The 12,991-nt window shown below is 56.1% G+C and carries 7 protein-coding genes; 5 read left to right on the plus strand and 2 right to left on the minus strand.

The features are described 5' to 3' along the window. The first annotated feature begins 61 nt into the window (after nucleotides 1–61). The 4 genes from RB_RS27695 to RB_RS02490 all read left to right on the plus strand — a co-directional run bounded on the left by RB_RS27695 (nucleotide 62) and on the right by RB_RS02490 (nucleotide 6,307). Entirely contained in the window at nucleotides 62–238 is a 177-nt protein-coding gene (locus tag RB_RS27695) for a DUF6800 family protein (RefSeq protein ID WP_007329137.1), read from the plus strand. 142 nt (nucleotides 239–380) lie between these two features. Beyond that, nucleotides 381–1,184 (plus strand): ABC transporter ATP-binding protein, encoded by an 804-nt coding sequence (locus RB_RS02480; RefSeq protein ID WP_007329136.1) that lies wholly within the window; start codon nucleotides 381–383, stop codon nucleotides 1,182–1,184. Between the two features lie 227 nt (nucleotides 1,185–1,411). Next, a complete protein-coding gene (locus tag RB_RS02485) occupies nucleotides 1,412–4,270 on the plus strand; it encodes a Gldg family protein (RefSeq protein ID WP_164921396.1) in 2,859 nt (952 codons plus the stop codon). A gap of 39 nt (nucleotides 4,271–4,309) precedes the next feature. Continuing rightward, nucleotides 4,310–6,307 carry a DUF4340 domain-containing protein gene (locus tag RB_RS02490; protein WP_011118285.1) on the plus strand — a complete coding sequence of 666 codons (1,998 nt, stop codon included), beginning with the start codon at nucleotides 4,310–4,312 and terminating at the stop codon, nucleotides 6,305–6,307. Nucleotides 6,308–6,999: 692 nt separating this feature from the next. Here the strand turns inward: RB_RS02490 and RB_RS02495 are convergent. Then, on the minus strand, nucleotides 7,000–8,085 hold the full coding sequence (locus RB_RS02495; RefSeq protein WP_164921397.1) for a sialidase family protein: 1,086 nt from the start codon (nucleotides 8,083–8,085) through the stop codon (nucleotides 7,000–7,002). 497 nt (nucleotides 8,086–8,582) lie between these two features. On the opposite strand from RB_RS02495, the gene RB_RS02505 reads away from it, so the two are divergent. Beyond that, on the plus strand, nucleotides 8,583–9,623 hold the full coding sequence (locus tag RB_RS02505; RefSeq protein ID WP_007340050.1) for a hypothetical protein: 1,041 nt from the start codon (nucleotides 8,583–8,585) through the stop codon (nucleotides 9,621–9,623). 151 nt (nucleotides 9,624–9,774) lie between these two features. Here RB_RS02505 and RB_RS02510 read toward each other — a convergent pair whose 3' ends face one another. Then, nucleotides 9,775–12,945, minus strand: a complete 3,171-nt coding sequence (locus RB_RS02510; protein ID WP_164922671.1) for an error-prone DNA polymerase — start codon at nucleotides 12,943–12,945, stop codon at nucleotides 9,775–9,777. Nucleotides 12,946–12,991: the final 46 nt, after the last annotated feature.

Consider the following 12,991-nt stretch of genomic DNA (forward strand, 5'->3'; position numbering starts at 1 on the left):
CTCGGGGCCCTCACTGGACCGTATTTCAGAAACACCTTTCATCACAACGGAATTGATCCTCATGGCAGGAACCGAACGTCGTCGCGAAATTTCTCGTCTGCGAGCTCGTCGCAAAAAAACCATCAACCTGTTGCAACGCGTCAAAGCCGGCACGATGGAAAAGACCGAAGCCGCCCGCAAGCTGCGTCGTCTGACTCCCGGTGCGGATGTCATCATCAAACGCGAAGGCCTCGCCTGAGTTCTGTTCGGCCCGCGGTTTCAATGTTGCGAGCGGGTAAATCATTGTGAGCGGGGCAAATATTGCGAACCGGTCGCAGCCCCGCCGCGTAGCAAGCGCTCTTGAACCATTTCTTCCACGATAGAAGACGGGTACGACACTGATGGCAACAGCCACAACGGCGGACACGACGACCTCCCCCGAATCCACAACGGGCGGTCGAAAACCCATGATCGAAGCGGTGGGGCTGAGTAAATTCTATGGCCCCTTCGCGGCTGCTCGCGAAGTCACCTTCAGTGTAGGCGAAGGTGAACTGGTGGCCTTTCTGGGACCCAACGGTGCCGGAAAAAGTACAACGATGAAGATGCTGACCGGCTACATCGCTCCCAGCGAAGGTTTCGCTCGGATCGCCGGTCACAACATGATGGACGATCGCATCGCAGGCAGTCGTCGTCTGGGTTACTTGCCCGAAAATGGGCCGCTGTACCCCGAGATGACGCCCAAGGGCATGTTGGAATTCTTTGCCGACGCCCGTGGTTTGTCTCCTCGCATCAAACGCGATCGGATCGAGGCGGTGGTCGACATTTGTGACCTGTCGTCGGTCATGTACAAACCAATCAGCAAGCTGTCCAAAGGTTTCAAACAACGGGTCGGCATGAGCCAAGCTCTGCTGCACGAGCCCGATGTGTTGATCATGGACGAACCCACCGCTGGTTTGGACCCTAACCAAATTCGCGGCGTCCGCAAAACGATGCGACGTCTCAGCGAGACCAAAACGATCTTGCTCAGCACGCACATTCTGCAAGAAGTCGAGGCGATGGCTGATCGCGTTGTGATGATCAACGAAGGCCGAATGGTCTACGACGGTTCGGTCGAAGGCTTGCGGACCACCGGTAAAGGTGACTTGGACGAAGCGTTCCATCACTTGACCGGACAAGCCGAATCCGAGCCCGACGAGAAGGCTTGAGCCTCGGCTTTGAGTTTGAATTCAAACTCTGTTTGATTTTCCATTCGGTCTCTCGGCCGAGTCGAATGCCGAACAACGACACACCCTGACGATGATCTTCCGCGATCGGATTGGTGACCAAGCGTGATAGGCCCGACCCACACGCCCGGCACCCGAGACCCTTCTTCGCGTCTCTGATTCGTTCGCTCCTGAATCCAGTACTCCAACCTCTGTTCTCCAGTACCACCATGGCGCTCAACAACGTCTCGATGGCCTTGATCAGCTTGCTCACGAAAGACGCCGTCTTTCTGTTGATCTTGCTGATGGTCGTGTCCGCATTGGCCCGCACCAAGCAAGCCGCCTTTGCGGTGATGAAGCGAAACTTCATTGGTTACTTCAGCAACCCAACGGGATACGTCTTCCTTTGTATCTTCGTGTTCCTGACTTCGGTTGCCGCGTTTTGGCCTTACGAGTTCTTCAACTCGAACTTGGCCACGCTGGATCAACTGAATTACTGGTTCCCCGTGATCATGCTGGTCTTCATCCCAGCCATCACGATGAGCATTTGGGCGGAAGAAAAACGACAAGGCACCGACGAGTTGTTGCTGACGTTGCCCGCGGATGACTTTGACATCGTGATCGGGAAATACATGTCGGCCGCGGCAATTTTCACGGCCTCGTTGTTGTTCAGCCAACTCAGCACCTTCACCACGCTCGCCATCCTCACCGAAGGCAGCCTGGACACGGGGCTGATCTTCACGACTTACCTGGGCTATTGGTTCGTCGGTTTGGCGATGATCGCGATCGGCATGATCGCCTCGTTCTTGACCGGCAACTTGACGGTGGGCTTCATCCTCGGTGCATTGTTCAACGCTCCTCTCGCGTTCGCTTCTTTGGCCGATTCGGTCAGCCCCAGCCAACGCGTGGCGGAATGGGTTCGCGACAGCGGCATCGCTCGTCCGTTTGATGACTTCGGCCGCGGCGTGATCAGTTCTTCGTCGATCATTTACTTCATTTTGGTCGCTGCAGTCGCCTTGTACGTCTGCATGGTTTTGATCGGACGCCGGCACTGGACTGGTGGCAAAGACGGCAACTCGATGGCTTGGCACTACGTCGCTCGCGCGTTGGCGTTGGTGCTATTCACCGTCGGTGCCGTCATGTTGTTCCGCAGCAAAGACGTTGTCCGAGCCGACATGACCGAAGGCAAAGTCAGCTCGCTGGCCGATGCCACCAAGACACTGATTCGCGAACTCGACGACGATCGACCGATCGTGATCGACGCGTTCATCAGTAAAGAAGTCCCCGAACTGTACGCCAAGACTCGTTATGAGCTGGTCAACTTGCTGAAGGAATTCCGCAGCGAAGCGGCCAAGAACGGACGCACGATCGAAGTCAATCTGTACGATGGAATTGACTTGTTCAGCGAAGACGCTGCACTCGCGGCGGACCGCTTTGGTATTGAGCCAGTCACGCGAATGTTCCGCGAAAAAGGGGCGTACACTCAGAAGCAGTTGATCCTGGGTGCTGCGTTCCGTTCGGGGCTCGAGAAAGTCACCGTGCCGATTTTTGAATACGGTATTCCTGTCGAATACGAACTCGTTCGCAGCATCAACACCGTCGCTCGCGGTTCGCGAAAGCGATTGGGGATTGTCGCCACCGACGCTCGTTTGATGGGCGGCACGGTTATGAACGGCATGTCGATGCAACGAGTCGAGAAGCACCCGTTGATTGACGAACTTGCCAAACAATACGACGTCGAAGAAGTGGATCTGTCTGGCCCGATCACGCCAGGTGTCTATGACGCCTTGGTGGCAGTTCAGCCTTCTTCGCTGGCCCCTCAACAATTCGATCGTTTGACCGCTGCGATTCAGTCTGGCGTTCCAACGGCGATCTTCGAAGACCCGCGTCCGATTGGTGCTCAATACGTGACCGCAACCGGTGACGCCAAGCAAGCACAAGGCGGCATGTTCGGTGGCGGTGGTGCTTCACCCAAAGGCGACATTCGCCAACTGTGGGACGTTTTGGAACTGAATGTTCCTGGCCAGCCTGGTATGCAAGGATTGTTCAGCCCCGAGTTGGTTTGGCAACAACACAATCCTTACCCCAACCTCGAAACAGCCAACGAACTTTGGTTGTTCATCGATGAGCAAGCTCGCGGGGTTCAGCCCGGCGAAGCACTCAGCGACGACAGCCCGATCACCAGCGGCTTGCGTCAGGTCCTGGCTATTCTCGGCGGTGCGGTCTATGCAAAGAAGGATGCGACGCTCAAGCACACCGCACTTCTTTCGACCGGTCCTCTGTCGGGAACCTTGCCTTCGCAAACCGTCGGACAAGTCATGACGGGACAAACGACGTTGGCTCAAGAGATCCAAGGCGTCAATCCAAGCGTGCCGATCGCGATGGCGATCGAGTCGGACAAGTCGGCTGAAGGCAGTGAATCAGAAACCGCCGGAATCAAAGCCGTCTACATCGCGGACATGGACATAATCCTGCCTGAGTTCTTGCTCATTCGGGCTGACCCCGACCAAATCTCGGACATGCGTTTCCAATTCCAAAACGTGACGTTCGCTTTGAACGTGATCGATTGGTTGACTGGCGACACCAGCTTCATTGATGTTCGTAATCACGAGCCGATCTACGCCAGCTTGCGAATGATCGATTCGGTCAAAGAAGAAGCGGCCAGCTTGGTTCGCAAACGAAGCCGTGAATTCCAAACGCAGTACGACGAAACGATTCGTGAGGCTCAGGAAAAGAGCGATCAAGAAGTGCAGGCGTTGCGTGAAGAGATCGATGAGCTGCAGAAGGATCGCGAGACTGGATCGGTTTCACCAGGAGTGCTGCGTGAAAAGCTGACCGCGTTCCAGATCAAGCAAGCGAACCAGCAACGGATCTTAGAAGTTCAGCAAGCCAAGTTGCAGAACGAACGCGAGCAAAAGATCCAAGACGTTCGTCGCGAAGCGGAACAAGAAGTCACCGCGATTCAGAATCAAGTCAAAACGGCCGCGGTGGTTCTGCCCTGCATCCCGCCGTTGATTGTCGGCATCATGGTGTTTGCTTCACGTCGTCTGCGTGAACGCGAAAACATCAGCAAGAGCCGCCTGAAATAACCCCTCCATCATTCAAACAATTTCATAGAGACTGCAATCGTGAACGAAGGAAAGAAGACCGGAGCGTTTTGGGCTGCCGCGGCTGTCATGCTCGCCGTGGGGTTGTTTGTGGCGTGGCCCGCATCGACTGAAAACGAATCGCCTTATTCGCCTGGCAAACCGCTCTTTGAAAAGTTCAAGGATCCGTTGACCGCAGCGAACCTGAAAATCATCACGTTTGATGAGGAACAGGGGCAACTCGGAACGTTCGAAGTTCGCCGTGATTCTGAATCAGGCCAATGGACGATCCCGTCGCGAAAAGGCTATCCAGCCGACGCGGTAGAGCAGATGCGAGACGCCGCCAATGCGTTGGTGGGGCTGAACATCTTGGATGTTCAAACCGAAAACCAAGGCGACCATGCGGCGCTGGGTGTGGTTGAACCCAAGCTGGAAGATTTGCAGGTCGGCGACACCGGTGTGGGACGCTTGGTCACGTTCAAAGATGAGTCGCAGCAAACGCTCGCTTCGTTGATCATCGGCAACCCGGTCAAAAACGAAGATGGCAAGATCTACGTTCGCAAACCCGGTCAAGATCCGGTGTACGTCGTGAAGATGGACGACACAGTTTTGTCGACCAAGTTCCAAGACTGGATCGAAGATGACTTGCTGCAGATGAGCAGCATCGACATCAAGGAAGCCGTCGTCAAAGACTACTCCGCGTCGATCTCCGGACGAAGTGTTGCTCTGGAACGAAGCTACACCGCGAAATTCGCGATGGATGGTGCGGACTGGGCGTTGAACGAATTGTTGGAATACAACTCTGAAAACGCGATGGCTGAGCCCAAGGTGGTGGAGATGCCAGCTGACAAGGAGCTCAACAAAGACAAGCTGAACGAAATGAAAAATGCACTCGACGATCTGAAAATCGTCGATGTCGTTCGCAAGCCGGAAGGCATGAGTGCGAACCTGCGTGCGGACAAGGATTTGATCTCTGACAACGAAGCGGTTCAGTCGCTTTACACTCGCGGGTTCTTTCCCGTCGGATCGGGCGCCGAAGGCGAATTCGAAGTCCTATCGGCCAACGGTGAGTTGAATGTCACGGTGGATCAAGGCGTCGAATACGTGCTGCGGTTTGGTGACGTCCAAGGTTTGTCCGAGGAAGGTGACAGCGATGAAGAGGGCGACGCGGGTGGCGTGAACCGTTACCTGTTGGTCACCGCTCGTGTCAACGAAGACCAATTCCCCGCTCCGAATTTGCAGCCGGTTCCGCAGACCATCGATGAGCTGTCTGCCATGTTGGGCGTGGGCAAAGAAGAAGCGGAGGCACCTGCTGATACCGAAGCCGAGATGAAGGAAGAGGCGACGGAAGAAACAACCGAAGAACCAGCGAAACCGGAAAGCACCGAAGCGGCTGAAGAAGAGATGAAAGAAACGGAACCCGCTGAGTCGGATGATGCATCCGCGGAAACGACGGAAGAAGCTGAACCAGCCACAGAAGAAGTCGAAGTGACCGAAGAAGTGGAGGTGACAGGCGAAGGCGAAGCATCTGGTGAAGGCCAGGGTGCGATCACGCAGGACGAAGACGAGTCGACGGATGAACCATCCGGTGAAGCCGAGGTTCAGGATGATGAATCCAAAGAGACTCCCGCTGAAGAAGCCGACGACGAAGCCGCAGCGGATGAAGAGATGGCTCTCCAGCCTGCTGGTGAGGACGCGACCGAAGCACCTGCTGAAGAAGACGACGAGCTGACTTTCGACGAACTGACCGAAGAAGAAAAGCAAGAGCGTTTGGAAGCGGAGCAGGAGAAGATCTTGAAAGCCAACACTCGTTTGTTGGACGAACGCAAAGATCGACTGAACGCTGCCAAGCGACGTGTCGCTGACTTGAACGCTCGTTTCGCCGATTGGTACTATATCATTCCCGAAGCCACCTACCGTCAGTTGCGTATCAACCGCGACGAATTGTTCGTGGAACCAGGTGCCAATGATGCAGCTCCCGCTGGCCCTCCCGGAGGCATGCCACCGGGAATGCAATTGCCAGCTGGTTTCGGCAATTAAGCGATCGTTATCAGCAGACGCCCCAACCCGTAGCACGGCGGTCCCCGCCGTGACATGTTCTTCCCGTAGGCCGTACCGACCAACGGGAGTTACGGCGGTCTGTTTGAAACTGCCGGAACTCCGCTATCGCTCCGGTCCGGCCTACGAGGGCTGTAGCACGGCGGTCCCCGCCGTGAGCCGGAAGTGATGTGTTCGCCACGTAGGCCGTACCGACCAAAGGGAGCTACGGCGGTCTGCTTGTGTCTGCCAGAACTCCGCTATCGCTCCGGTCCGGCCTACGTGGGCTGTAGCACGGCGGTCCCCGCCGTGACCCGGAAGTGACGGATTGTCACGTAGGCCGTACCGACCAACGGGAGTTACGGCGGTCTGTTTGTAACTGCCGGAACTCCGCTACCGCTCCGGTCCGGCCTACGAAAACTGTAGCACGGCGGTCCCTACCGTGATCTGGAAGCGACGTGTTCATCACGTAGGCCATACGGACCAACGGGAGCTACGGCGGTCTGTTTGTGACTGCCGGAACTCCGCTATCGCTTCGGTCCGGCCTACGAAAACTGTAGCACGGCGGTCTCTGCCGTGACCTGGAAGCGACGTGTTCATCATGTAGGCCGTACCGACCAACGGGAGTTACGGCGGTCTGTCTGTGCCTGCCGGAACTCCGCTATCGCTCCGGTCCGGCCTACTTGAGATCCACTTTAGATCGCGTTTGGATCGAAGATCACGTGTTTGATCTTCTTTCGTTTCCAGGTGTAGGTCATGTGCAACTTGCCGTCGTCCGCTTGGATGATCGCGGGGTAGCTGAACTCGCCCTTGGGTTCGTTTTCCAAGACCGCGACCTCACGATAGGTCTTTCCGTCGGTACTGACCGACAGCGTGAGTCGACTGCGTCCGCCCCAGCCATTTTCTTTGGATGGCAGCGGGTTGCTAATCAGCCAATGCCGGCCGTCCTTCGCCGTGACAACATCAATGCCCGAATTCGGGTTGGGCATGTCCGTTGCGATTGGCTTGGTCCAAGTCCGCCCGTTGTCATTCGAGTCCGTTTGAACGATCACGCTTTGCATGGTTCGGCAAAGAGCCCGCAAGCGACCGTCCGCCAATCTTAAGATGGTCGGTTGGATCGCGGCAAATTCTTTTCCGTCGTGAATGGCTTCGCCGCGGTCCCAGTGCGATGCCGAAACTGCGTCAGAGTCGGCTTTGCCGGTTAGCGTCAGTCGTTCGAAGTGAACTCGCCATCCATCGTGTTCGGTGGAACTGCCGCACAACAACGTCTTGCCATGGTCAACCAATTCGGGTTTGCATCGGATCGGGCCCAGGACTCCCTCAGGAAGTCGCGTACGGTCGCGGAATGTTTTGCCACTATCGTCGCTGAACAAAACTTCGCCCCACCAATCCTTTGGACTCGGGCCGACCTTGATGAATAACCATGTGGCGCCGGATGGGGCGTGGAAAAGAACCGGGTTCCAACACGGGTGACGTGAACCATCGGGTTGAACGCCGTCGGCGACCATCCGAGGCGCCGACCATGAGTTTCCGTCGTGGTCACTGACCCAGATCGAAACATCCTTCGCTCCTTCTCGTTCACCACCAAACCAAGCTGCCGCCAAACCATTGGATGTTTGGCAGATGGTGGATGCGTGACAGGACGGGAATGGGGCCTCGTCGTAAATGAATTGTTGATGCAGGACACCTGCGGGGGCGTCGTCTTGGGCATTCAGTCCAGAGGAGACTAGCGTCAAGCACATCGCAGCAGCGAGCGATTGACTCCATCGATGGAAGTTCATGGAGCGATCCGGTGGGAGAGGGAGGTGGGAAGCAACCCGCAATTTTTAACAGTCTGATGTGTCGCAATGCATTGAAAGCATTCTGTCCTGTGTTTTGCAGAACGGCCGTGAAAAAATGTACAGCCACGGAGTCTGCTGTTCTTCGACTTCAATAGTGAATGACCGAGACAGTGGTTGAACCCTATGCCCGACGAGACGAGGGCCTGATCGTTCGAAGCTGAATATCAAATACGGTTCTTCAACAAGTTTGCATTGGATTTTTGTTTTGCAGCTCGTGCTCATCGCGGCATCAATTTTGCTGCGTTGTTGGTTGCCCAGCTATTTTGGTGCCCTGTTTGGATCGATCGTTCTAGTGCGAAGGGGGCTTCATTCTTCGCCCGTTGTCGGTTGCAATGGTTCCAGACAAATGCCCGCTGACGGGTTTTGATGGGCCGAGCTTTGTCACCTGCCTGTCACTGTCAAACGATTTTCTTGCCTCGATCGAATGAGCTTCCTGAATGACTTCCCGCCCACGTTTTGCCCGCCTTCAATCTTCTTCCAAATTGATTCGTCGTTGTGCCGCTGCGTTGCTATGTGCCGGAGCGATGGTTTCATCCGCGTCCGCTGAGAACAAAGTGGACACCGTTTTGCGTGGATTGGTGAACCCATCCAGCGTCAGCTTCAGTCCTGACGGTGAACTGACCGTGTGTGACGCTCGCGGTTTGGTGGTCGTTTTGAAAGGCGATCAGCCGGTCAACCATGTCACCGGTTTCGATACCGAGCACTGGAAGTCCAACGAAGAAGGCAAAAAGTGGTACGCCGTTGGACCGCTGTCCGCGATTTGGTCAGACTCGACTTTGATCGTGACCGATGCTGGCAAAGTCGATGGCGAAGAGACGTTGTTGTTCTTCGACGCCAAAGGAAAAGCGGACTCGGGAACAAAGACCAATTCGGTTCCTCCTACCTCAGACGATCCTGCTGACAAAGGGGAAGGAAACCTGACCGGAATGAGTCTGAGCAAAGATGGTTCGACGGTCTACGTTTGCGGACAAGGCTTCGACGGAAAATCATGGGTGCTCAGCGCCGATGTGAACTCGAAAGAGCTGAAGCCGTTGCTCTCGGCAGATGAGAACGGAATCGAAACCAACTCACCCATGCAAACCGTTGTCGGGGAAGGGAACTCATTGTTCGTTTTGTATTCCGGCAAAGGTGGTGAAGCGGATGGTTTGATCGTGCGTTGGGATGTGGCAACCAAAAAGCCGACCGCCCAGTGGACATTGCCCGGCGTGATCAACCCGATGGGATTGGCACATATCGAAGGTAACCAATTCGCTGTTGTCGAAAACAATTGGTCGTTGGAGCAAACCAACGCTGGTCGTGTTTTGGTTGCGACACTTGGCGACGAAGGCGAAGCTGAGGTCGAAGAAACCGGAGTTTCGCTCAACGGTCCTGTCTCTTGCGCGTTCGGTCCTGACGATCGTTTGTATGTGTCGCAATTGGGGGAAGAATTTGACAAACCCGTCGGGTCGGTCGTCGCGATCGATGGTCTAAAAGACTGATTCGAAGCGACGTTGCTTGCGTCATGCCCGGCGGATGTTTCGTCGCGGCATTGCGGCTTGCAAGTCGTCATACGGAAGTGACGCGGGCGAACTGTACTTTTCAGAACGATCGACGGGCACACGGTCGATCAACGGTTTGCTCGCGATGAGATCAGCGGAAGTCGCGTCGGGGAACTTTCAAACCGCTTGCTTTTTCGCTGAGGTCTTCAACGCGACCGACGATGACGTGGATGACGCCCTTTTTGTTCTCGAGTTTTCCGTCGACGATCCATGCGTCACTGCCTCGTGCAATCTTAAAGAACCGCTTCCAAACTTGTGCGAACAGAACCAAGTTCATTGATCCGGTTTCGTCTTCCATCGTCACGAACGTGATTCCCTTCGCGGTCCCGGGACGCTGACGCATCAGCACCAAACCAGCGACGCGAACGTGAACGCCGTCGCGCAGTTTGGGCAGGTCGGACGCTCGCTTGCATCGCAGGGCATTCAGGTCATCTCGCCAGAATGAAACCGGGTGGGCTTTCAGGCTCAGCCCCGTCGTCGCGTAATCGTTCTTGACCTCTTCGGCCGGCGACATCGGCACCAATTCCTCTGGAACACTGCAATCAGGTTCCAGGTCCGCCAGCAAAGGCATCGAGTCGCCCGAATCGTCTTGGGCGAGCGATTGCCAAACCGCGGCACGACGGTCCTGCGCGATCGATGCCAACGCGTCCGCATCGGCAAGCGTCGCAATATTGGACCGCGAAAGTTTGGCTCGCGTGGTGAGGTCGTGCAGATTCGCGAATGGACCGTTTGCGTCTCGAGCGACGATGATCTTTTGGGCGACCGCTGAGGGGAGCCCTCGAACCATCTGCAAGCCCAACCGCAGTTTGGGATGCGGCCGGTTGAGGTCTGGGATCAGCTTGGATCGAATGTTGCTGTCGTTGATGTCCACCGGAAGGACTTGGACACCATGTTGTTGAGCGTCACGAATGAGTTGTGCCGGTGCGTAGAAACCCATCGGTTGGCTGTCCAGCAACGCGGCGCAGAATGCGGTCGGATAGTGCCGTTTTAAATAACACGATGCGTAGACCAACAAAGCAAACGACGCGGCGTGGGATTCCGGAAAACCGTACTCGCCAAAGCCGCGAATTTGTCGAAACACGTTTTCAGCGAACTCACCGTTCAATCCGTTCGCTTTCATTCCCTCCAGCAACTTGGTTCGGAAGCGATCGATGACGCCGGGGCGTCGCCAAGCCGCCATAGCTCGCCGCAATTGATCCGCTTCACCGGGAGTGAAACCCGCGGCAACGACAGCCAGCTTCATCGCCTGTTCTTGGAAGATCGGAACACCGAGCGTCTTCTCGAGCACCTTGCGAATGGCATCGTTGGGATACTTCGCCGCCGCCGGATTTTCGCGAGCGGCCAAGAACGGATGCACCATGTTGCCTTGGATGGGGCCCGGACGAACAATCGCGACTTCGATCACCAAGTCGTAATAGCAGCGAGGTTTCAGTCGCGGCAGCATGCTCATCTGTGCCCGACTTTCAATTTGGAACACGCCCATCGTGTCGGCGGCGCAAATCATGTCGTAGGTCGGTGTGTCATCCGGCGGGATGGTCGACAGTGACAACTCGCGGTTGTGATGATCTTTCACCAATTCAAAACAACGCCGAATCGCGGAAAGCATGCCAAGTGCCAGGATGTCGACTTTCAGAATGCCGATGTCGTCGAGGTCATCTTTGTTCCACTGGATCACGCTGCGGCCTGGCATGGCCGCATTCTCTGTCACGCACAGTTCACATAAACTGCCGGCCGTCATCACCATCCCACCGACGTGTTGGGAGAGATGACGTGGGAACCCGATCAGCGTTTCGGTCAGGTAGAGGAATCGGCGTCCCAGCGGAGTGTCGGGATCCAGCCCCGCGTCACGGCAGCGTTCGGGTAGTTCTGGATTGCGGCTGTAGCTGCCCGCCAATTTCGCCACCGCATCGATGATGTCGGGCGAGATCGCGAGGGCTTTGCCGACTTCTCGAATCGCACTTTTGGCTCGGTAACACGTCACAACCGCGGTCATGCCCGCTCGATCGCGACCGTATTTTTCGTAGAGGTATTGCAAAACCTCTTCGCGACGCTGGTGTTCGAAATCGACGTCGATATCAGGCGCTTCACCGCGTTCGCGACTGATGAAACGCTCGAAAAGCAAATCAGTGTGAGTGGGATCGACGGAGGTGATGCCAAGGCAATAACAGACGACGGAGTTTGCCGCCGACCCACGGCCTTGGCAAAGGATTTCTTGCGAACGAGCAAAACGAACCAGATCCCACACGGTCAAAAAATAGGCTTCGTATTGCAGGTCCTCGATCAGAGTGACCTCGTGACGAAGCGTCTCAATCACTTTCTCCGGCACACCGTTTGGCCAACGGCCGCGGGCTCCCTCCCATGTCAAACGCTTCAGATGTTCGATCGGCGTCATGCCTTCGGGGGCGAGTTCAACCGGGTACTCGTACTTCAATTGGTCCAGCGTGAACGTGCATCGCTGGGCGACCTCAATCGTGCGGGCCACTGCGTCGGGAACGTCGCGATAGAGTTCGGCGATTTCTTCCAGTGACCGCAGGTGATGTTGGCTGTTGACCAGGCGATCAGATTGAATTTGCTCGACCGATTTGCCTTGCGAGATCGCAACGACGCAGTCGTGAAGTGCCATTCGTTCGGCGGAGTGATAACGCACGTCGCCGCATGCCAACAACGGAACGTCGGTGGCGAGCGATAGGTTTCGCAACCAAGTTGCTTTGGCCGCATCGTCGACGCCACGATGGAATGACGCCAGCAAATACCCACGGTCATCGAATACATCTCGAAAGGGGCCCCGGAGGAATTGTCGCGAGTCATTGACGTGAGCGTGTTGGTCCTCGATCGAACGCGATTCGTCGGTGGCGATCACGCCCGCCAAGATGCCTTGTGCGTGTTCGGCAATGTCTTCAAAGGACAATTCGCAGCGACCCTTTTCGCATCGCATTCGGCCGGTTGAAAGCATCCGACACATGCGTCCGTACGCGGCACGGTCGGTGGGCCAAAGCACCATTGGTGGCGCATCGGTCGGATGAACCTCGGTTCCGACGATGTACTGCAGGCCCAGTTCTTGCGCCGGCGAAAAACCACGGACGACTCCCGCGATCGATTCTCGATCCGTGATCGCCAAGCCTTCGTAGCCCAGTTCCGCGGCACGCTGAACCAATTCGTCGGGATGAGATGCCCCATCGAGAAAACTGAAGTTGCTCCGGCAGTGAAGTTCGACATAGCGCATAGCCCGGACATTGTCACGGAAGTGGAACGGTTTGCCCACTGGCGAGAACCGCCAGGGAAGACGCTCAATTTCCCATCGTCGATTT

This window comes from Rhodopirellula baltica SH 1 (assembly GCF_000196115.1).
GTDB lineage: Bacteria > Planctomycetota > Planctomycetia > Pirellulales > Pirellulaceae > Rhodopirellula > Rhodopirellula baltica.

Bases quoted from the DNA above. Each gene is read 5' to 3' on its own strand.
- RB_RS27695 (WP_007329137.1), top strand. From the start codon at position 62: ATGGCAGGAACCGAACGTCGTCGCGAAATTTCTCGTCTGCGAGCTCGT.
- RB_RS02480 (WP_007329136.1), top strand. From the start codon at position 381: ATGGCAACAGCCACAACGGCGGACACGACGACCTCCCCCGAATCCACA.
- RB_RS02485 (WP_164921396.1), top strand. From the start codon at position 1,412: ATGGCGCTCAACAACGTCTCGATGGCCTTGATCAGCTTGCTCACGAAA.
- RB_RS02495 (WP_164921397.1), bottom strand. From the start codon at position 8,085: ATGAACTTCCATCGATGGAGTCAATCGCTCGCTGCTGCGATGTGCTTG.
- RB_RS02505 (WP_007340050.1), top strand. From the start codon at position 8,583: ATGACTTCCCGCCCACGTTTTGCCCGCCTTCAATCTTCTTCCAAATTG.